The organism is Hyphomicrobium sp. ghe19 (genome assembly GCF_902712875.1).
In the GTDB taxonomy this organism is placed as follows: Bacteria; Pseudomonadota; Alphaproteobacteria; order Rhizobiales; family Hyphomicrobiaceae; genus Hyphomicrobium_B.
Genome location: NZ_LR743509.1, coordinates 1,022,712 through 1,042,035, shown reverse-complemented (window position 1 = coordinate 1,042,035; position 19,324 = coordinate 1,022,712). Strand labels below are relative to the sequence as shown.

Here is a 19,324-nt window from a genome sequence, read left to right as displayed (position 1 = left end):
ATCTTCAAATATCTGAGTAGTCCACTAAGCTTCAGAAAGGTACCGCACACCACCCGAGAATGCTTTGCATTATCGCTGTCGGTAGTTAGCAGGTCTCTTTTTGCTCGGAAAGATGTCGGCGAAGCGATCCCGGCCATCATCAATCGGCCCGCATCAGGGCTGCCCGGACATAGGATCCGGCGGCCACCCGCAAAGCTGAAGCATTCGGCGCGAAAGTTTGCGTCTCCAATCAGGTGCCGCTGTCCAGAACGACAACCTCTTTGACGCGGTGCTTTGGACTGCGAACAGCAGCTGACACGTACGGACAGCAACGCATCGCAAAATACAGAATTAAGACGTGGGTCAAGGATGGGCCAATGCTATGGCGGAGACGCAGGGATTCGAACCCTGGATACGCTTTAGGGCGTATGACGATTTAGCAAACCGTTGCCTTCAGCCACTCGGCCACGTCTCCCCAAATCAATGGGCAAGTGCCCCTATAGAGGCCACGGCAGCGCAATGCAAGACGCGACCCGAGAATGCACAGGCGTGATGTGGAGCATCGCTGGCCGTCGCCGCAAAGTCGTCCTAGTGTCCTGAAAGCAATACTTCTCCATTGGTAACGGGCTGAGCCGTGCACTCTTGCTTCAAAATACAGTTGAGTATCTGGGTTTCGGCGCTTCTGGGGTCGGCTGCAGCTAACGCGACCGAACTCTGCGTCAAATGCTCAGCCCCCGAGGCGAGCTATGCCTGCGTCGTCAACGGCATGTCGAATGCCACGATAGACACGGTGGCCAAGCTCTACTGCATCACGGCGCTCGCGAAGGCAGGGGCTCACGAGAGCTGCTCGGTAGACCGGACAGTGACCGCACCGTGCCCTGGCGAACGGAGGGAGCTTCCCGTTCCGGCGGCTCTGGACAGTCAAGGGACCGAAGACCAGCCGCAAACCGATACGCCTCCCGGCTTGGCGAAGCCAAACGAAGGTGCAGCCGCGACAACGCCCGAAGAGTCCCATGCGCCGGGGACGCTGGCAAATCCGGCCGAAGCGCCGCACGATCAGCCCAATGGCGCGCCAGCGAACGCGCAGCCGCCTAAAACCGTGCAGGAAATGGTCGAGAAAAGCACCGGACTGAGCGATACCCAGAAGTCCGCTAACGAAGCCGCAAAATCGGCAAGCACCGCACTCGGAAAAGCAGGAGCAGCAGTCGGCGGCGCCGCCAAGAGTTCTTGGAAGTGCCTCTCATCGTTCTTCACGAACTGCTGACACCGCACAAAAGCGATGCCGCACCCGATGCGTCACATGGTCGACGTCAATGGACGGAGACCAGCCACTCACGGGCCAGCTTCTGTGCTTTGATGATGTCGGCCTTGCTCATGTCGGTTGCGACTTCCGACCGATAGCGCTTCGCCTCGTCGTTGCCTTTGCTCGCCGCGATATTGAACCACTTATGAGCTTGAACGAGATCGACGGCTCCGTCGCGTCCCGTGCAGCAACTGAGACCGAGCTCGAAAAAGGCATCCGACTGGTCGCCCTGAGCCGAGTAATCCATTTGACGCGACAACACGTCCATACGTGCCATGTGAAAACACTCCAACAGCCGCCATCGCGCTCTTCATGTCGTAAGGCGGCTAAGCCATGCGCTCGCAATAGATGAACGCACCCGAACCATGGCAGCCGTTGGATGAAAACTCGTAAAAGGCCGAACAAATTTGCTTTAACAACAGGCTAAAATTGCCTTACGCAGCGCTAATTTTCGACCCGGTCCGGAACACTTTGTCCGAAGTGCGACGACTGGTGATTAGACAGTAAGAAGGGTTGCCACCCTTTCCTAACCATGCTTCAAAAAGGTGGCCGCGGCGCGTCAATCGAACGACGGGGTTTGAATGTTCAGCCGGGGTTCAGCCGCGTGCTGGTAACCTTAAATTCTGGGCCGGAAATCGGCTTTGAGGAGGGTTCGGGCTGCTCGCAGTCTGAGTGAGGGATTATGGATCAATCGGTAGTCTGCCGCTCGTTGGCGGCTGCAGGGTTTCTATTGCTTGCAGGTTGCGCACAGCAAGGATCACACCCCGCCTACATCGGATTGTCGGATCTGTCCGGCGACGACTTCTTGGGAAATTCCATGACCGCCCATTCCGGCGAGACATCCGAAGCACTTCGGCACGTCCAGTCGAACAAGGTGCTAAGTGCGATGGCGTTCCAAAAAGTAACCGGACGAACAGTCGATCCTGAAAGCCTCGTCGGTCGCAGCGAATAATTGCCGATCCATCCACCGCTCATACTTTCTTCACAGCCAAACCCTTGATGACTGCCGGTCGCTGACCGATGTCTCCGAGCCACCGCTCGACATTCGGGTATTTGCCGATGTCCTGCCCCAGCTTCTCCCAGATCCGCACCCACGTGAAACTCGTGATGTCCGCGATAGAATATTTCCCCGCGATATAGGGCCGATCGCTCAGCCGCTTGTCCAACACGCCGAATAGCCGTTCGACCTCTTTCGTATAGCGATCGATCGCGAAGGGAATTTTCTCCGGCGCAAAGGTGCGGAAGTAATTGCACTGCCCAGCCATTGGACCGAGGCCTGTCGCACTCCAGAATAGCCATTGATCGACTTCGGCCTTCGCTCGCTCGCTGGACGGATAGAACGCACCGAACTTCCGGCCGAGGTATTGGAGAATGGCCCCCGATTCAAAAAGCGCGAGTGGCTGACCATCAGGACCATCGGGATCGACGATGGCTGGAATCTTATTGTTGGGCGAGATTGCCAGGAATTCGGGCGCTAACTGCTCGCCCTTGCCGATATCGACGAACGTCACCTCGTAAGGCACGCCAAGTTCCTCGAGCATGATCGAAATCTTCAAGCCATTGGGCGTCGGCCAAAAATGGAGCGCGATCGGCTCTTCGTCTCCGTCGTCCAGCATATCACTCCTTAGGGCATGAGAATGATCGAACCCGTCGTGCGCCGGGCCTCGAGATCGCGATGCGCATCGGCGGCGCGGCTCAACGGGTATCGATGATTGATGGCGATCCGAATCTGTTTGCTGAGCACCATCTCGAACAGTTCTGAAGCGTTGTCCTCAAGATCCCTAGAAGTTGCCGTATAAGCCAAAAGCGTCGGGCGCGTGGCGAAAAGAGACCCTTTCAGCGCCGTCAGCGGGAAAGGCGGCACGGCCCCTGACGAGTTGCCGAACGACACCCAAAGCCCCCTGGGCTTCAGGCAATCGAGCGACTGCGGAAAGGTGTCCTTGCCGATGGAGTCGTACACGACATCGCAGCCATTCCCGTTGGTGTACTCGCGCACCCCGCTGACGAAATCATCCCGCGTTGTATTGATCGTATACGTGCAGCCGTTCTCCATCGCGAGCGCGGCTTTCTCGTCCGAGCTGACGGTTCCGATGATCGTGGCGCCGAGAGCATGCGCCCACTGGCATGCGATGAGACCGACGCCGCCCGCAGCGGCATGCAGCAGCATCGTCGTCTCGGGTCCGACGCGGTACGTTTCACGCAGCAGGTAGCGAACGGTCATGCCTCGCAGCAGCATTGCTGCGGCGGTGTCGTAGTCGATGCCGTCTGGCAACTTCACGAGCCGTTCGGCCCGCACGGCGCGAACCTCGGCGTAGCCTCCGATGGAGCCGGCGTAAGCAGCTCTGTCGCCGACCTTGAACCGGCTGACGCCGGGACCGACGCCAATCACATCGCCCGCTCCTTCCGAACCGATGATGGCTGGCAAGCTCGGAAGCTTGTAGAGACCGTTCCGATGATAGACATCGATGAAGTTGACGCCGATAGCGCGTTGCCGAAGCAGCACTTCGCCCGGCGACGGATCAGCAACGGGCACCTCCTCGTAGACGAGCGCTTCCGGCCCCCCGTTGGCGTGCACCCGAACCGCAAATGGCATGTCGAAGGCTCCTCTCGGATGATCTCTGGTCTAGAGATGCCGTTCCGCGGCGAATCCCGCTAGTGGCTTGACACGGGCCACATCTTAGACCCCCGTTCGCCACGAGCCTGCCACGCTGGCTTTCTACCGCCAGAGGGAAACGAAAACGGAAATTACCTTGAATCATTTCGAACATGCGCTGCACACCAGAAGATCGAATGCCGCCTTGGCGCTTCTGCTCGCGACTTTCGCGGCGGCTGGCTGTGCCGGCAATGAAGCCGCATTGGGCGATCCGGCACGTGGATTGAAATGCGTCGACGACAGTAACGTCTGCATCAGTCAGCGCAAAATGGTCTACGATTCATACATGACCGACCCTTCCCGCGCTTGGGTGAAACAACCCGCTGGCCCTCACGAATATGCCTCCGGCGTGCGTCTCATGGCGTTCAGCAGAAAGCGCAAGGAACTGAATTGCAACGAGTTGGCGCACGGCAAGGCGGAGGCCGACCGGGGCCCATCCGCCCTCAGTGGAGGTGCTTACGTCGGATTGACCACAGGACAAGTTGCACGCGCCGCGATGCTCTCGCGCGAAGTTTCGCGTGAACTTGCACAAGAAATCGCCCGCCGGTGCCGCTAGACTTGAACCTGCGATTTGGCTTCTTATTTGGCCGTCACAGGGCACACGACCGCCAGCCGCTCCGGCTCGCACGCTGACAAGAACCTCCAAAATGAAAGTCGCGACGAAATGAGCGTGCAGGACTTTGTCAATGCGATCGTAGAGTTCGTGAAGGCCAACGACGACTGGGCAGTGCCCATCGCATTTGCGGTCGCATTTCTCGAAAGCTTCTGTTTTCTATCGATCATCTGGCCGGGCACCGCGATTTTGATCGGGATTTCCGCCCTGCTGGCTAAAAGCGGCGTAGGGCTCGACATTCTTTGGCCAGCGATCGTCGCTGCCAGTATCGGCGGCACCCTCGGTTACGCGGTTTCCTATTGGATCGGCCGCTACTACAAAGACAACATCCACCAGATCTGGCCCTTTAATCGCAAACCGGATTTGGTGGAGCGCGGCGAGGCTTTTTTTGCGAAATGGGGTGCGCTTGGCGTGTTTTTTGGGCACTTCTTCGGCCCCGTCCGCGCGGTCATCCCGGTCGTTGCAGGCATGTACTCAATGCCGCAATGGCAATTTCAGCTGGTCAACGTTCTATCGGCCGCAATCTGGGCGGCCGGCGTCATCGCACCCACCTATTTTGGCTTGAGCTACTTCCTGGAATAACCGCGAATGCAAGCATTCGGCCCGTAAAATGACGGCCGTACTTGCACGAACTGACGCGATCCCGTAGAGGATCGCCCAACTGTTGCGCCAGGGCGCAGCGTCGAATCCCTACATTCCACCTCTCGAGGCCTGTTTCATGTCTAAGACGTCGCTCAAGAATATTCAAAAGCAGAAGAAAAAGGCCAAGCGCACCATTCCGCGTGCGCCGCAGACCCGTATTCAGGGCAACACGGCCGGCGTCCGCACCCGCCTGAAGAAGCTTGCAGGCCAGGCCCGCGCGAAGAAGGCAGCATCGGCCTAGATAGAGGCGCAGTCGCTCACTACGTTCTCTGTCTGCCGGCGTGAATGGTGACGTGAGTAACGACATGACGACGACTGCGTTCTACCCGCCGACGGTCACGCCGTCCGCGCGCGCGCTGCCCCTACTTCCCTTCCTGGGCCGCTTTGTCCGCAATCCTTTGCGGGCAATTCCGCGCGCCGTCTACCATCAGCCCATCGTAACCTACGGCAGCAAGCGCCCGCTGATAGCTTGGGTTACGGGTCCGGCGCTCGTCGAAAATATCCTTCTCAAAAACGCCGAGCAGTTTCCGAAAACGCGGCTCGATCGTCGCGTCCTGAAGCCGATCATCGGGAACGGGCTCTTGACCGCGCAGGGCGAGAGCTGGCGCTGGCAGCGTAAAGTCGCAAGCCCGCCTTTCAGACATGCCGAGCTTCTTGGCTATGTGCCGACAATGGTCGACGCCGCCGTCGATTGCGTGATGCACTGGCGGTCGCGCGGTTCGAGCCCCTTCGTCACCAACGTCGAAGAAGACCTGACGGATACGACGTTCGCCATCATTGCCCGAACGATCTTGGCAGGCGTCAGCACGCGCGAGGGCGACGCCATAAAGCGTGCGGGCCGCGCCTATCTCGATCCGATCTCCTGGGAAGTCGCGGCGTCGCTTCTGCAGCTACCCGAGACCCTTTGGCATCCAGGCAAGCGCCGCATGCGGCGAGCCGCTGTGGAATTGCGGGCAATCGTCGGAAATCTCGTCGCCCAGCGCCGCGCGGACGGCTCGACCGGTTCCGACCTCGTCGCGCGCATGCTGGCAGCGAAGGATCCCGATACCGGCGAACCGATGTCGGACGAAATGATCGCCGATAACCTCGCGACGTTTCTGTTCGCCGGCCACGAAACAACGGCGAAGGCCTTGACCTGGACGCTCTACGTTTTGGCACGCGCGCCGGAATGGCAAACCCGTGTACGCGAAGAACTAGATGCCGTGATCGGCTCGGGCCCCGTCGATGCCGCGGCGATCGCCAAGCTGCCCGTCACGTCGCGCGTTTTGAAAGAGGTCATGCGCCTCTATCCGTCGGCACCCGTCATGACCCGCGTCAACGCCGAAGACGTAGACATCGGAGGGATTTTCCTTCCCAAACCCACGCTGATCGTCATCCCCATCTTTGCAATTCATCGCCACAGATCGCTCTGGCAAGATCCCGATCGCTTCGACCCGGACCGGTTTCTGCCCGAGAACGAAGCGCGCTACCCCCGCACCCAATTCATGCCCTTCGGATACGGACAGCGCGTCTGCATAGGCTCTTCCTTCGCCATGCTCGAAGCGACCGCAATTCTCGCGACGCTGCTGCGGAACGTCCGCTTTGAATGGGACGGACGGCACCTGCCGGAGCCCGTGAGCCGCGTCACACTTCGCCCGAAAGGCGGCATGCCGTTGATCGTTCGGCCCCTGTAGCGGACTAGATCCGAGGGCCATGCCGGGCAAACGCCGTTAACTCCGCGTTTACCACGAGTTACCGGATCGCAAATATCGTCGTGCCATTTGTCGGGAAAGCATGAGCGGAGCTTCAAACTCTTCTTGCTATGTTTTGCCGCATCGGAACACCAGCCTCCAAGGAGAGGCAAATGACAACGACAAAAATCGCTTACGGGTTTGCAGCCGTCGTGCCGTTCGGCTTCGTCCTCTTGGCATGCATCGGCATCACGCACGTCGTCCTCGTCGGCCTGCGCGAACGAAAGGCGAGACGCCTCGCCCTTCAGAAAGCGTTCTGACGACCTGCCCAGCGCTGCAAAAGGCCGTCAGATTCCGAGCTTGGCTTTCAGGATGTCGTTGACGGCCGCAGGGTTTGCCTTGCCGCCGGTCGACTTCATCACCTGACCGACAAACCAGCCCAGCATCGATGGCTTGGCCTTCGCTTGTTCGACCTTTTCCGGATTGGCCGCGATGATGGCGTCGACGGCCTGCTCGATGGCGCCGGTGTCGGTCACCTGCTTCATGCCACGCTTGTCGACGATCTCGGCCGGATCGCCGCCTTCGGTCCAAACGATCTCGAAAAGATCCTTGGCGATCTTCCCCGAGATGGCGTTCGAGCCGATGAGATCAACGATGGCGCCGAGCTGAGCTGCCGAAACTGGCGAATCCTCGATTGCCTTGCCTTCTTTGTTCAAGCGCCCGAACAGCTCGTTGATCACCCAGTTCGCGGCAACCTTGCCATCGCGACCTTCCGCGACCTTCTCGAAATAATCGGCGGATGCCCGCTCCGCGACGAGCACGTCAGCGTCATAGGCAGAAAGTCCGAAGCTCTCGATGAAGCGCGCGCGCTTCTCGTCGGGGAGTTCCGGCAGCTTCGATTTCAGCTCTTCGACATACTCGTTCGAGAACTCGAGCGGCAGAAGGTCGGGATCGGGGAAGTAGCGATAGTCGTGCGCTTCCTCTTTCGACCGCATCGAACGGGTCTCGCCCTTCGCGGCATCAAAGAGACGCGTTTCCTGATCGATCTTCCCGCCGTCTTCGATGATGTCGATCTGGCGCCGCGCCTCGTATTCGATCGCCTGACCGATGAAGCGGATGGAATTGACGTTCTTGATCTCGCAGCGCGTGCCGAGCTTGTCGCCAGGCTTCCTCACCGAAACGTTGACGTCGGCGCGCAAGTTGCCCTTGTCCATATCGCCGTCGGACGTGCCGAGATAACGCAAGATACTGCGCATCTTCGTAACGTAGGCCTGCGCCTGCTTCGACGACCTGAGATCGGGCTTCGAGACGATTTCCATCAACGCGACGCCCGAACGGTTGAGGTCGACGTAGGAGTAATCGGGATGCTGATCGTGGAGCGACTTGCCCGCATCCTGCTCGAGATGCAGCCGCTCGACACCGATGGTCAGCGTCTCGCCATCGACCGAGATCTCGACTTCGCCTTCGCCGACGATCGGCTGCTTGTACTGCGAGATCTGGTAGCCCTGCGGAAGGTCCGGATAGAAATAGTTCTTACGGTCGAAAACGCTCTTCGTATTGATCTGAGCCTTGAGACCGAGACCGGTGCGAATGGCCTGCGCCACGCACTCGCGATTGATCACGGGCAGCATGCCGGGCATGGCGGCGTCGACCAGCGAGACGTGGCTGTTCGGCGGCGCGCCGAACCCCGTCGAAGATCCTGAAAAGAGCTTCGAATTCGACGCGACCTGAGCATGCACTTCGAGGCCGATGATGACTTCCCAGTCACCTGTCGCGCCCTCGATGTAGTTTTTGGACTTCGGCTTTTCAGCGATTTTCTGAGAGTTCATTTCTGGCCTCCAGTCGATCCCTTGGTGGCATAACCGACGCCGGCGTAAACGAGGCCTGCAATGAGCGACGTTGTGAAAACGCCGGCGATTGCGCGGCCGAGCGTCGGCGCGTCCCAAAGGCGCAAGAATGTTACCACGTAGAGCAACGCCGCTCCGGCGGCCGCGCCTGCAAAAGCCGCGAGCATGATTTTGGCTTTCTCATCCGCGCGACGCCCAAGCATGAAGGCGACGATGATCGTTGCGGGATTGAGCACGCCGTAAAGAAAAACTTCAATCAGCGGCACGTCGGGCTGGAAATCAGGCACCGTCTACTCCCGACTTTTGGGTATCGTTTTGGACTTGTCTCAACTTTTCTTCTTCGAACTGGACAAACCAGCCGATCATGTTCCGCCACTGTGCGCCGACCATCTCGACCATCTCGGGTGGCAAACCCTTCTCCGCGGCTTGGGCCTTGACGCGATCGATCACCTGCTGAATGCGCCAGGGAACGACGGCGCCTTCGCGCGACGACATTTTGAGCTGCCATGCGCGGTCGACGTAGCCGAAGCGCTCTGCGATGAGATCGACCAGAGCCGCATCGATGCGATCGATTTCAGTGCGCACCTGGGACATGTCTGCGCATTCCCACGGCCGTTTCGGATCCATGATGTCAGCCCTTCATCCACCAAGCGTCCGGCACGGATAGGCGGCCGGCTGCATCCTCGATAACCTGAGCAGTTCGAAACAGCGTCTCCTCGTCGAACGGCTTGCCGATCAGCTGCAGCCCGAGCGGCGTTCCTTCCGATGAGAGACCGCCCGGAACCGACATGCCCGGCAGCCCTGCCATGTTCACGGTGACCGTGAAGATGTCTTCAAGATACATGGCGAGCGGATCGCCGGTCTTCTCGCCGAATGCGAATGCCGGCGACGGTGTCGTCGGCGTCAGGACAACGTCAACCTTGTTCCAAGCGTCGTCGAAATCGCGCTTGATCAGCGTCCGAACCTTCTGTGCCTTGAGATAATAAGCGTCGTAGTAGCCCGCCGAAAGAACGTACGTGCCGATCAGTATCCGGCGGCGCACTTCCTTGCCGAAGCCCTGGTGTCGGGTATTCTCGTAGGTATCGATCAGATTGTCGCCGTTGACGCGTAGGCCGTAACGCACGCCGTCGTAACGCGCGAGGTTCGATGAACACTCGGCCGGAGCCACGATGTAATAGGCCGGCAACGCATATTTCGTGTGCGGCAGCGAGATGTCGTGGATCGTCGCGCCCGCCGACTTGAGCCAGGCGATCCCGTCGTCCCAGAGCTTCTGGATCTCGGGCGACATGCCCTCGACGCGATACTCCCTCGGGATGCCGACCCTGAGACCTTTGACGCCTTTGCCAAGCACCGCTTCGTAATCGGGAACAGGCGCGTCGACCGATGTCGTATCCTTAGGATCGTGGCTCGCCATGGCCTTGAGCATGATCGCAGCATCGCGCACGGTCTTGCCGATGGGACCGGCCTGATCGAGAGACGAAGCAAACGCGACGATGCCCCAGCGCGAGCAGCGGCCGTAGGTCGGCTTTATGCCGACCGTGCCGGTAAGCGCGGCAGGCTGCCGGATCGAGCCGCCCGTGTCCGTTGCCGTCGCAGCTAAACAGAGGCCTGCGGCAACAGCCGCCGAAGAACCGCCCGATGAGCCGCCCGGAACGAGCTTGTCGGTCGACAGCTTGCCGTCCTTGCCCTTGCGCCGCCAGGGACTGACGACGTTACCGAAAGCGCTCGTCTCGTTCGACGAACCCATCGCGAACTCATCGTTATTGAGCTTGCCGAGCATGACCGCACCGGCATCCCACAAATTCTGTCCGACGGTCGATTCGTAGGTCGGACTGAACTCGCCGAGGATATTCGAGCACGCCGTCGTGCGGATGCCGCGCGTACAGAAAAGATCCTTGTTGCCGATCGGCAGGCCTTCGAGCGGACGAGCGTTGCCGGCCGCAAGCCGCTTGTCGCTATCCTTGGCCTGCACGCGTGCGTGCTCCGGCGTCTGCAGAACGTAAGCATTCAGCGCAGGGTTGGCTTTCTCGATCGCTGAAATGAACGCGTCGGTCAGCTCGAGCGCCGAGAACGTCTTTTTCGCCAAGCCGTCGCGGGCCTCGGCCATAGTCAATTTTGTAAGATCCGTCACCAGCTACTCCACGACCTTCGGCACCACGAAGAAATTGTCCTCGGCGAGCGGCGCGTTCGCCACGATCTGCTCTGCGATCTCGCCGTCGGTGACGACATCGTCCCGCATCTTGAGCTTCTGCGCGACGACACGCGTCATGGGCTCGACGTTGCTCGTATCGACCTCGTCGAGTTGCGCCACCCAGTCGAGGATGCCCGAGAGTTCTTTCTCGAGTCCCTTGGCTTCAGTATCGCTGATTTTGATCCGGGCGAGGCGCGCGATACGGCGAACGGTCGCTTCGTCGACCTGCATGGAAAGTTCCCTTCAAGGAAATCGGGGGATGTTGCGAAGCTCTCTTACCCGCCCTCCCCGCTTCAATGCAACCGGCGGTACTATCTGACGGACCCTCAGTGGGTTAAACCGACGGGCAAGGGCGGCGAATGATGCCAATTTGCCGCCGAAGCTGATAGAGGCAGCTTTGCAATCCTCCCCTTACACATATTCAGGTATCCCCTAATGAACCAATCGGTCGCCCCAGCGATACCGGGCCGCACCACGGAAGATCAGCACGAATTCCGCGCTATCGAGGCTGGACGCCTCATCGGCATCGATGCGGGCACCAAAACGCTGGGCCTCGCCCTGTCGGACGTGCGGCGCACGATCGCCTCTCCCCTCGAAACGATCCGCAGGACCAAGTTTACGGCCGACGCGGTCCGCCTATTCGCCCTGATCGCGGAGCACGGCGTCGCTGGGCTGGTACTGGGTCTCCCCCGCAATATGGACGGGACGGAGGGTCCGCGCGCACAGGCGACGCGGGCGCTTGCTCGCAATCTCAATAAAATGTCGCCGCTGCCCATACTGCTCTGGGACGAACGGCTGACGACCGCAGAAGCTCAACGAATGTTGATCGACGCCGATCAGACGCGCAAACGCCGCGCCGAGGTGATCGACAAGCTGGCCGCCACCATCATCCTCCAAAGCGCGCTCGATCGCCTGAATAACAAGGACTAATCGGCCACGGGAGAACGACCCGGCGCGACGCCCTGCCTCGCCTCGCGACGATCCGCACCTGGATCGCACTTCACGCGCTGTTAAGCCCCTTTGGGATTGATGTCGTTCCCCTGCTTGCGGCCCCGCAAGACTCCCCCTATAGAAACGCCTTTAATGACATCCAAATCGAATACCAATGCGCTGAAAGTTTTTCCGCGCCGCCACCTGCTGACCTGCGAGGGTCTGTCGGCTAACGAAATCAATTTCTTGCTCGACCTCGCGGACAAGAATGCGGATCACATCCGCAATAACGGCCGCAAGCGCGACGTCCTCGCCGGCCGAACGATCATCAACCTCTTCTTCGAATCGTCGACGCGAACCCAAGCCTCGTTCGAAATGGCGGGGAAGCGGTTGAGCGCCGACGTGATGAACATGAACGTCGCGACGTCGTCGGTCACGAAGGGCGAGACGCTCATCGATACCGCCGTGACGCTGAACGCGATGCGCCCGGACATCATCGTCGTCCGCCATCATGCAGCGGGTGCGGTCGAGCTTCTGTCTCAGAAGGTCGATTGCTCTGTCATCAACGCCGGCGACGGCGCGCACCAGCATCCGACGCAGGCCCTTCTCGACGCACTGACCATCCGCCGGGCCAAAGGCCGTATCGCCGGTCTGACGGTCGCGATCTGCGGCGACATCGTCCACTCGCGGGTCGCCAGATCCAATATCAACGTCTTGAATGCGCTCGGCGCCCGCGTGCGGCTCATCGCGCCGACGACCTTGCTGCCGTCATCTCCGGAGCGCCTCGGCTGCGAAGTCTTCACCGACATGTGGAAAGGGATCGAAGGCGTCGACATCGTCATGATGCTCCGCCTCCAACGCGAACGGATGGACGCTTCATACGTCCCCTCGACCCGCGAATTCTTCCATTTCTTCGGGCTCGATCACGAGAAGCTGGCCCGCGCCAAACCCGACGCCCTCGTCATGCATCCCGGTCCGATGAACCGCGGCGTAGAAATCGCCTCGACCGTCGCCGACCATTCCAAAAGTGTTATCCGCGAACAGGTTGAAATGGGCGTTGCCGTCAGAATGGCCGTACTCGAAGCGCTATCGGCGCACCTTCCGGGCTTCGCGGAGGACGCCCGATGAGAAAGCCGATCGAAAAGCCGAAGAGCCTCGGCACCGCCACTGTCTTCATCAACGCCCGCCTCGTCGATCCGGCTTCGAACCGCGATGAGCCTGGCGGACTTCTCGTCAAAGACGGCATGATCGTCGACCTCGGCGCACATCTGAGGCGCAACGCTCCAGAAGGGGCGAACGTGATCGATTGCAAAGGCAATGTCTTGGCGCCCGGCCTGATCGACACGCAGGTCTTCACGGGCGAACCCGGCTACGAGCACCGCGAGACGCTCAAGACGGCAAGTCATGCCGCCGCGGCCGGTGGCGTCACCACGATCGTCGTCATGCCCGACACGAACCCGGTGATCGACCAGGTCGCGCTCGTCGATTTCATCCAGCGCCGCGCCCGCGACAACGCCCTGGTGCACGTCCAGACAATGGCTGCAATGACGAAGGGCCTGCAGGGCGAGGAAATGACCGAGATCGGTCTTCTGAAGCGCGCGGGAGCGATCGGGTTTTCGAACGGCAAATCGAGTGTCATCAATACCCGCGTCATGCGCAATATCCTGAGCTACGCCAAGGACTTCAACGCACTCGTCGTCCACCACACGGAGGACCCTTACCTCTCCAGCGGCTCTATGAACTCAGGCGAAGTCGCCTCCCGCCTCGGACTGCCCGGCATATCCAAAATCGCCGAGACGATCATGCTGGAACGGGACGTTCGCCTCGTCGAAATGACAGGCGGCCGCTACCACGCCGCAACGATCAGCTGTCAGGAAAGCCTCGATGTCGTCAAAAGCGCCAAGGCGAAAAAGCTGCCCGTCAGTTGCGGTGTCTCGATCAATCACCTGACACTCAATGAAAACGATATCGGGCCGTATCGCACATTCTTCAAAATGCGTCCTCCGTTGCGCAAGGAAGAAGATCGCGTCGCGATGGTGCAGGGGGTCGCCAACGGCGATATCGACGTCATCGTATCGAGCCATGACCCGCAGGACGCCGACACCAAGCGCCGTCCATTCGCCGAAGCCGCAGATGGCGCCGTCGGACTCGAAACGCTGCTTTCCGCAGCGCTTCGCCTCGTCCATTCCGGAGACATCACGCTCTCGGCAATGCTGAAAGCGATGACCATCAATCCTGCACGGCTCTTGGGGTTGCACTCGGGGCGCCTCGCTAAGGGCTCCATCGCCGATCTGGTGTTGTTCGATCCGGGCGAACCTTGGGTCGTCGACAAGGACCGCCTGCGGTCCCGTTCGAAGAACACACCCTTCGACGAAGCCAAAATGCAGGGACGCGTGCTGAGGACGATGGTTGCCGGGCAAACGGTCTACGAATACGCTGGCGTCGAACGCACGTAGACCTTCCTCTCCCCTGCCACCCCAGCGGACCTTGCGAAAAAGATTTAGGCCATGAGCTCCTTGTTACCTTTGGCAGTGCTGACGGACAGCGGCTCGCCGCTTGCAATCGCGCTCGCACTGCTCATCGGATACGTGCTGGGATCGATCCCGTTCGGCCTGCTCCTCACCCGTGCTGCGGGGCTTGGTGACATCCGCAGCATCGGCTCCGGCAATATCGGCGCGACCAATGTTCTGCGAACCGGCAACAAAGGTCTCGCCGCGGCGACACTTCTTCTCGACGCCGCGAAGGGTGCCGTCGCCGTGCTCATTGCGAGACATTTTCTGGGCGAGACGCCCGCGATGCTCGCAGGTCTAGCAGCCTTCATCGGCCACATCTTTCCCGTCTGGCTCGGATTTAAAGGTGGCAAGGGCGTCGCGACATACCTCGGCGTCTTGATTGCGCTCGCATGGCAATGCGCCGCCGTCTTTGCCGTGCTTTGGTTGTCTGTCGCTGCACTGACGCGAATATCTTCTCTCGCGGCAATCGTCGCCACGGTCGCCGCGCCCGTCGCCGCGTGGATATCGGGAGACTCCGTTCTGGCGACGGTTGTCACACTTATGAGCCTCATCGTTCTCGTCAAGCATCGCGCCAACATCGAACGCCTGATCGCGGGAGAGGAGCCGAGCATTGGCTCCAAGCCCTGACGAGCCGCACCTTTTCCGTCCAGCGCCGTTGCCGACGGCAGAGCTTTCCGATGAGGAGAGACTGGCCTGTCTGAGGTTGATCAGATCTGAGAACGTCGGACCGGTAACCTTCCGTGATCTCATCAATCACTACGGCGGCGCCACGAAAGCGCTCGAAGCCCTGCCCGCACTTTCCCGGCGAGGCGGCTCCGGCCGGACGATCCGGATCTGCCCGCAAGCCGACGCGGAGCGCGAACTCGAAGCAGCCCGGCGGATAAGCGCGACGCCCCTCTTCACGATTGAGCCGAACTATCCGGCTCTTCTCGCCCGTATCGAAGCCCCGCCGCCGATGCTCTACATCAAAGGCAATCATGAGCTTCTGAACGTTCCGGCAGTCGCGATCGTCGGATCGCGGCAATGCTCGGCGGCCGGCGTACAGCTGACCCGCCTCTTCGCGGGCCAGCTCGCAGAAGCTGGCTTCGTCATTGTCTCCGGCCTCGCGCGCGGCATCGATCGGGCCGCGCATGAGACGACGTTGAAAAGCGGCACCGTCGCCGTTGTCGCCGGCGGCATAGATTGGATCTATCCGCCCGAACATGCCGAATTGCAGGCTCGCATCGGAAATGAAGGCTGCCTGGTCACCGAGCGCCCGCCGGGCCTACAGCCAAGGGACAAGGACTTTCCGCGCCGAAACCGGATCATCGCAGGGCTGGTCAATGGCGTCGTCATCGTGGAGGCCGCGGCGCGTTCCGGTACCCTCGTAACGGCCCGCTACGCCAATGACCTCGGCCGTGAGGTCTTCGCCATCCCCGGGCATCCTCTGGATCCCCGCGCCGAAGGCACAAACCGCCTGATCAAGCAGGGTGCAACGCTCGTCACCGAAGCCGCGGAGGTGGTAGAAATTCTTCGCCCCATCCTGGGCCTCGAAGAACGCCGTTACGATTATGCGCTGCCCGTGGAGCCGCCGGCAGCCGAACCAGCCTCAGCGAAACCGTCGGCGCCGGAGCTGGCCCCGGAAGACGTCTCGAAAGCCGTCCTCTCGGCACTCGGACCAGCCCCCGTCACCGTCGACGCCATCGCGCGCAACGCCGGTTTGACAATCCAAGCGGTTCAAATTGCCCTCCTTGAGCTCGATCTCGGAGGCCGGATCGAGCGGCAGGGACATAGCCTCGTCGCACTGAAAGCCGTCTAGCCTTGATGGCGATCCGTCTCGCGCCGCGCCTCGGCATGCGAAATCGCCAGCATGCGGGATAATTTTCGGCACCCCTCACGCTCGGCCATGAGCTGTAATTCGCCTAACAAATCAGCAAGATATTCTAGGTGCTCTCGCCTCTCGCCGCCTTGCCGGCCGAAATGTCCGCTATCCTGCAACGCTTCCATCGCCCTTGAGAAATGATCTGCAGATTCCATATCCTTAATGTATAGCATTCTAATTATGGTAGCAACAATAATAAATATACAATCTATAGTCGTAACAACCTGGGATTTGACAGCGCTGCGGCGATCAACCATGTTCCGGCCCCGCCGCGAGGCGGCGAATGAAGGCCGCTTACCCGTCGACCCGGCGGACAGAGCGCGGCCTAGGAGCGAAACCGCCAGATGAACGTCGTCATCGTCGAATCCGCCGCTAAGGCCAAGACGATCAATAAATATTTGGGCTCAGGCTACAAGGTCATCGCGTCCTACGGGCACGTGCGCGACCTGCCTGCGAAGGACGGCTCTGTCGAGCCCGACCAAGATTTCGCGATGCACTGGGAAGTGGATCCGAAGTCCCAGAAGATCATGCGCGAGATCGCCGACGCGCTCAAAAAAGCCGACAAACTGATCCTCGCGACCGACCCTGATCGCGAAGGCGAAGCCATTTCCTGGCACATCCTCCAAATTCTCAATCAGAAAAAGGCTCTGAATAAGAATACCGAGGTTGAGCGGGTCGCCTTCAACGCCATCACCAAGCAATCGATCCTCGCCGCGCTCAAGGAGCCGCGCAAGATCGACGAACCCCTGGTTGACGCCTATTTGGCGCGCCGCGCCCTCGATTATCTCGTCGGCTTTACGCTCTCCCCCGTGCTCTGGCGGAAGCTGCCCGGCTCCCGGTCGGCCGGCCGCGTGCAGTCCGTCGCCCTACGTCTCGTCTGCGACCGCGAGGCCGAGATCGAGGCCTTCAAAACCGACGAATACTGGACGATCGAGGCGCTCCTCTCGACTGCCAAGGGCGAAGACGTCAGATCCCGCCTTGTCGCCATCGATGGAACGACGCTCAAGAAGCTCGACATCAAGGACGAAGCGACGGCGACTGCCATCAGGAAAGCGCTGATCGGCCAGAATTTCCGCGTCGCGTCGGTCGAGAAGAAAGCCACGAAGCGCAATCCCTTCCCGCCGTTTACGACGTCGACATTGCAGATGGACGCGTCTCGTAAGCTTGGCTTCTCAGCGAAGCAGACGATGCAGATTGCCCAGCGCCTCTATGAAGGTGTCGATATCGGCGGCGAGACCGTCGGCCTCATCACCTATATGCGAACGGACGGCGTCCAGATCGTGCCGGAAGCGGTCGGCCATATCCGCGACGTGATTTCTGCCGAGTACGGCAAGAACTACACGCCCTTCGCACGCGAATACAAAACCAAGGCCAAGAACGCCCAGGAAGCGCACGAGGCCATCCGCCCGACCGACCCGCGCCGCAAGCCCGATCAGGTTCGCAAATACCTCGAAAAGGATCAGGCCGCTCTTTATGATCTGATCTGGAAGCGCGCCATCTCGAGCCAGATGGCCCCTGCCGATATCGAGCAGACGGCTGCCGAGATCGAGGTCAAGGGTGCCGACGGCAAGGCCTATGGCATGCGGGCGAACGGCTCCGTCCTCATGTTCGACGGCTTCCTCAAGGTCTACGAGGAAGGCCGCGACGACCGCGTTCTTACGATCCCAAAGGGCAAGGATGATCCGGCCGACGACGATAGCGAGAATCGCCGTCTTCCGGCGCTCGCCGTTGGCGATCAGCTAAAAGATAAAGAAGTCAGCGCCGACCAGCACTTCACGCAGCCCCCGCCCCGCTTCTCGGAAGCGACGCTGGTGAAGCGGATGGAAGAGCTCGGCATCGGCCGGCCGTCGACCTATGCGTCGACGATGGCCGTGCTCGTCGACCGTGATTACGTCCGCATTGAAAAGAAGCGTCTCGTCCCCGAGGACAAAGGACGCCTCGTCATCGCGTTCCTCGAAAGTTTCTTCAAGAAATACGTCGAATTCGACTTCACAGCCGAGCTCGAGGAAAAACTCGATCTCATCTCCAACAACGAACTTGCCTACAAGGACGTGCTGCGTGACTTCTGGCGCGACTTCATGGCGGCCGTCGGAGAGATCAAGGATCTTCGCGTCGGCGACGTTCTCGAAGCGTTGAACGAAATGCTTGGGCCGCACGTCTTCCCCGACAAAGGAGACGGCAGCGATCCGCGCCTTTGCCCGAAGTGCGGATCAGGACGCCTGAGCCTCAAGATTTCCGGCAAGTACGGCGCCTTCATCGGCTGCGGAAACTATCCGGAGTGCAACTATACGCGGCAGCTGACCCAGTCCGCCGACGGCGACGCGAACGCGCTCGACGGCAAGGTCCTCGGATATAATGACGAAGGCGTTGCGGTCACGCTGCGTACCGGCCGGTTCGGACCCTATATCCAGCTCGGCGAGGCGGCAGGCGACGAGAAGCCGAAGCGATCGAGCATCCCGAAGGGCATCGACGCAGCGACCCTTGATTTCGAAAAGGCTCTGCAGCTCCTGTCGCTTCCGCGCGAAGTAGGTCAGCATCCCGACGAAGGCGGCGCGATCACCGCAGGTCTCGGCCGGTTCGGGCCGTTCATTGTCCACGAGAACGACGGAGCCAAAACCTACGTCAATCTCGAAAGCATCGAGGACGTATTGACCATCGGCCTCAACCGGGCCGTCACGCTGATTGCTGAAAAGCGCGCAGGCGGCGGCAAGAGCCGCTTCCAGCGGAACGCACCGAAGGTTCTGAAAGATCTCGGCGCGCATCCGAGCGAAGGCGGCGCTGTGCAAGTGCTCGAGGGCCGTTACGGGCCCTACGTCACGCACAACAAAGTCAACGCCACGGTGCCGCGCGCGAAGGACCCGGCATCCCTCACGATGGATGAGGCGGTGTCGCTTCTGGCCGAGCGCGTCGCCAACGGCGGCGGCAAGAAGTCGAAGCCGGCACGCGCCGCGAAGCCGAAGGCGACGAAAGCGGCAAAGCCGGATAAAGCAGAATCGGCGGCGCCCGTTGAACGCAAGGCTGCCAAGCCTGCGGCTGCAAAGAAACCCGCAGCTGCAAAAAAACCGGCGAAAGCCGCCGCTCCCGCAAAGAAACTCGCTAGGGCTAAGGCCTGATCGCAAACA

Annotated in this window: 22 protein-coding genes and 1 tRNA gene; 13 read left to right on the top strand and 10 right to left on the bottom strand. The window is 60.4% G+C overall.

Features of this window, described 5'->3' with window-relative positions; translation table 11 throughout:
• Positions 1–362: 362 nt before the first annotated feature.
• Positions 363–454, bottom strand: a tRNA-Ser gene (locus AACL53_RS04900).
• Positions 455–637: 183 nt separating this feature from the next.
• Between AACL53_RS04900 and AACL53_RS04895 the strand changes: the two genes are divergently transcribed.
• Complete coding sequence (locus AACL53_RS04895; protein ID WP_339083059.1) at positions 638–1,243, top strand: hypothetical protein; 606 nt, start codon at positions 638–640, stop codon at positions 1,241–1,243.
• A gap of 46 nt (positions 1,244–1,289) precedes the next feature.
• Here AACL53_RS04895 and AACL53_RS04890 read toward each other — a convergent pair whose 3' ends face one another.
• Positions 1,290–1,559: a sel1 repeat family protein gene (locus AACL53_RS04890; protein WP_339083057.1), complete on the bottom strand. Its 270-nt coding sequence runs from the start codon at positions 1,557–1,559 to the stop codon at positions 1,290–1,292.
• 405 nt (positions 1,560–1,964) lie between these two features.
• Here AACL53_RS04890 and AACL53_RS04885 point away from each other — a divergent pair, with 405 nt between their 5' ends.
• Complete coding sequence (locus tag AACL53_RS04885; RefSeq protein WP_339083055.1) at positions 1,965–2,234, top strand: hypothetical protein; 270 nt, start codon at positions 1,965–1,967, stop codon at positions 2,232–2,234.
• A gap of 19 nt (positions 2,235–2,253) precedes the next feature.
• Here AACL53_RS04885 and AACL53_RS04880 read toward each other — a convergent pair whose 3' ends face one another.
• Positions 2,254–2,898: a glutathione S-transferase family protein gene (locus tag AACL53_RS04880; protein WP_339083053.1), complete on the bottom strand. Its 645-nt coding sequence runs from the start codon at positions 2,896–2,898 to the stop codon at positions 2,254–2,256.
• 8 nt (positions 2,899–2,906) lie between these two features.
• Positions 2,907–3,875 (bottom strand): quinone oxidoreductase, encoded by a 969-nt coding sequence (locus AACL53_RS04875; RefSeq protein ID WP_339083051.1) that lies wholly within the window; start codon positions 3,873–3,875, stop codon positions 2,907–2,909.
• A gap of 157 nt (positions 3,876–4,032) precedes the next feature.
• Between AACL53_RS04875 and AACL53_RS04870 the strand changes: the two genes are divergently transcribed.
• The 5 genes from AACL53_RS04870 (at position 4,033) to AACL53_RS04850 (ending at position 7,180) form a co-directional block, all read left to right on the top strand.
• Entirely contained in the window at positions 4,033–4,491 is a 459-nt protein-coding gene (locus AACL53_RS04870; RefSeq protein ID WP_339083049.1) for a hypothetical protein, read from the top strand.
• 108 nt (positions 4,492–4,599) lie between these two features.
• Positions 4,600–5,130, top strand: coding sequence for a DedA family protein (locus AACL53_RS04865; protein ID WP_339083047.1), 531 nt, complete (start codon positions 4,600–4,602; stop codon positions 5,128–5,130).
• A gap of 136 nt (positions 5,131–5,266) precedes the next feature.
• Complete coding sequence (locus tag AACL53_RS04860; RefSeq protein WP_339083045.1) at positions 5,267–5,431, top strand: hypothetical protein; 165 nt, start codon at positions 5,267–5,269, stop codon at positions 5,429–5,431.
• 64 nt (positions 5,432–5,495) lie between these two features.
• On the top strand, positions 5,496–6,863 hold the full coding sequence (locus AACL53_RS04855) for a cytochrome P450 (protein WP_339083043.1): 1,368 nt from the start codon (positions 5,496–5,498) through the stop codon (positions 6,861–6,863).
• A gap of 170 nt (positions 6,864–7,033) precedes the next feature.
• Positions 7,034–7,180, top strand: a complete 147-nt coding sequence (locus AACL53_RS04850) for a hypothetical protein (RefSeq protein ID WP_177228041.1) — start codon at positions 7,034–7,036, stop codon at positions 7,178–7,180.
• 27 nt (positions 7,181–7,207) lie between these two features.
• Here AACL53_RS04850 and gatB read toward each other — a convergent pair whose 3' ends face one another.
• The 5 genes from gatB to gatC are packed head-to-tail and all read right to left on the bottom strand — an operon-like array spanning position 7,208 to position 11,129.
• Positions 7,208–8,689 (bottom strand): Asp-tRNA(Asn)/Glu-tRNA(Gln) amidotransferase subunit GatB, encoded by a 1,482-nt coding sequence (gatB, locus tag AACL53_RS04845; protein WP_339083040.1) that lies wholly within the window; start codon positions 8,687–8,689, stop codon positions 7,208–7,210.
• Positions 8,686–8,994 carry a hypothetical protein gene (locus tag AACL53_RS04840; RefSeq protein ID WP_339083038.1) on the bottom strand — a complete coding sequence of 103 codons (309 nt, stop codon included), beginning with the start codon at positions 8,992–8,994 and terminating at the stop codon, positions 8,686–8,688. Before AACL53_RS04840 ends, gatB begins: the two co-directional genes overlap by 4 nt.
• Complete coding sequence (locus AACL53_RS04835; RefSeq protein WP_339083036.1) at positions 8,987–9,301, bottom strand: chorismate mutase; 315 nt, start codon at positions 9,299–9,301, stop codon at positions 8,987–8,989. Before AACL53_RS04835 ends, AACL53_RS04840 begins: the two co-directional genes overlap by 8 nt.
• Before the next feature lie 37 nt (positions 9,302–9,338).
• Positions 9,339–10,838 carry an Asp-tRNA(Asn)/Glu-tRNA(Gln) amidotransferase subunit GatA gene (gene gatA / locus AACL53_RS04830; RefSeq protein WP_339083035.1) on the bottom strand — a complete coding sequence of 500 codons (1,500 nt, stop codon included), beginning with the start codon at positions 10,836–10,838 and terminating at the stop codon, positions 9,339–9,341.
• A 3-nt stretch (positions 10,839–10,841) separates the two neighbouring features.
• Positions 10,842–11,129, bottom strand: coding sequence for an Asp-tRNA(Asn)/Glu-tRNA(Gln) amidotransferase subunit GatC (gene gatC, locus AACL53_RS04825; protein WP_339083034.1), 288 nt, complete (start codon positions 11,127–11,129; stop codon positions 10,842–10,844).
• 204 nt (positions 11,130–11,333) lie between these two features.
• Here gatC and ruvX point away from each other — a divergent pair, with 204 nt between their 5' ends.
• The 5 genes from ruvX to dprA all read left to right on the top strand — a co-directional run bounded on the left by ruvX (position 11,334) and on the right by dprA (position 16,139).
• Positions 11,334–11,828 (top strand): Holliday junction resolvase RuvX, encoded by a 495-nt coding sequence (ruvX, locus tag AACL53_RS04820; RefSeq protein WP_339083033.1) that lies wholly within the window; start codon positions 11,334–11,336, stop codon positions 11,826–11,828.
• Positions 11,829–11,981: 153 nt separating this feature from the next.
• Positions 11,982–12,956: an aspartate carbamoyltransferase catalytic subunit gene (locus AACL53_RS04815; protein ID WP_339083032.1), complete on the top strand. Its 975-nt coding sequence runs from the start codon at positions 11,982–11,984 to the stop codon at positions 12,954–12,956.
• Positions 12,953–14,284 (top strand): dihydroorotase, encoded by a 1,332-nt coding sequence (locus tag AACL53_RS04810; RefSeq protein WP_339083030.1) that lies wholly within the window; start codon positions 12,953–12,955, stop codon positions 14,282–14,284. Before AACL53_RS04815 ends, AACL53_RS04810 begins: the two co-directional genes overlap by 4 nt.
• A 51-nt stretch (positions 14,285–14,335) precedes the next feature.
• The gene (plsY, locus tag AACL53_RS04805) at positions 14,336–14,968 is read left to right on the top strand and encodes a glycerol-3-phosphate 1-O-acyltransferase PlsY (protein WP_339083028.1); all 633 of its coding nucleotides are present in this window, start codon (positions 14,336–14,338) and stop codon (positions 14,966–14,968) included.
• Entirely contained in the window at positions 14,952–16,139 is a 1,188-nt protein-coding gene (dprA, locus tag AACL53_RS04800; RefSeq protein ID WP_339083026.1) for a DNA-processing protein DprA, read from the top strand. Before plsY ends, dprA begins: the two co-directional genes overlap by 17 nt.
• Here the strand turns inward: dprA and AACL53_RS04795 are convergent.
• Entirely contained in the window at positions 16,136–16,459 is a 324-nt protein-coding gene (locus tag AACL53_RS04795; protein ID WP_339083024.1) for a hypothetical protein, read from the bottom strand. The two genes, dprA and AACL53_RS04795, sit on opposite strands and share 4 nt — an antisense overlap.
• Positions 16,460–16,546: 87 nt before the next feature.
• Here AACL53_RS04795 and topA point away from each other — a divergent pair, with 87 nt between their 5' ends.
• The gene (topA, locus tag AACL53_RS04790) at positions 16,547–19,315 is read left to right on the top strand and encodes a type I DNA topoisomerase (protein WP_339083022.1); all 2,769 of its coding nucleotides are present in this window, start codon (positions 16,547–16,549) and stop codon (positions 19,313–19,315) included.
• The last annotated feature ends 9 nt before the right edge of the window (positions 19,316–19,324 follow it).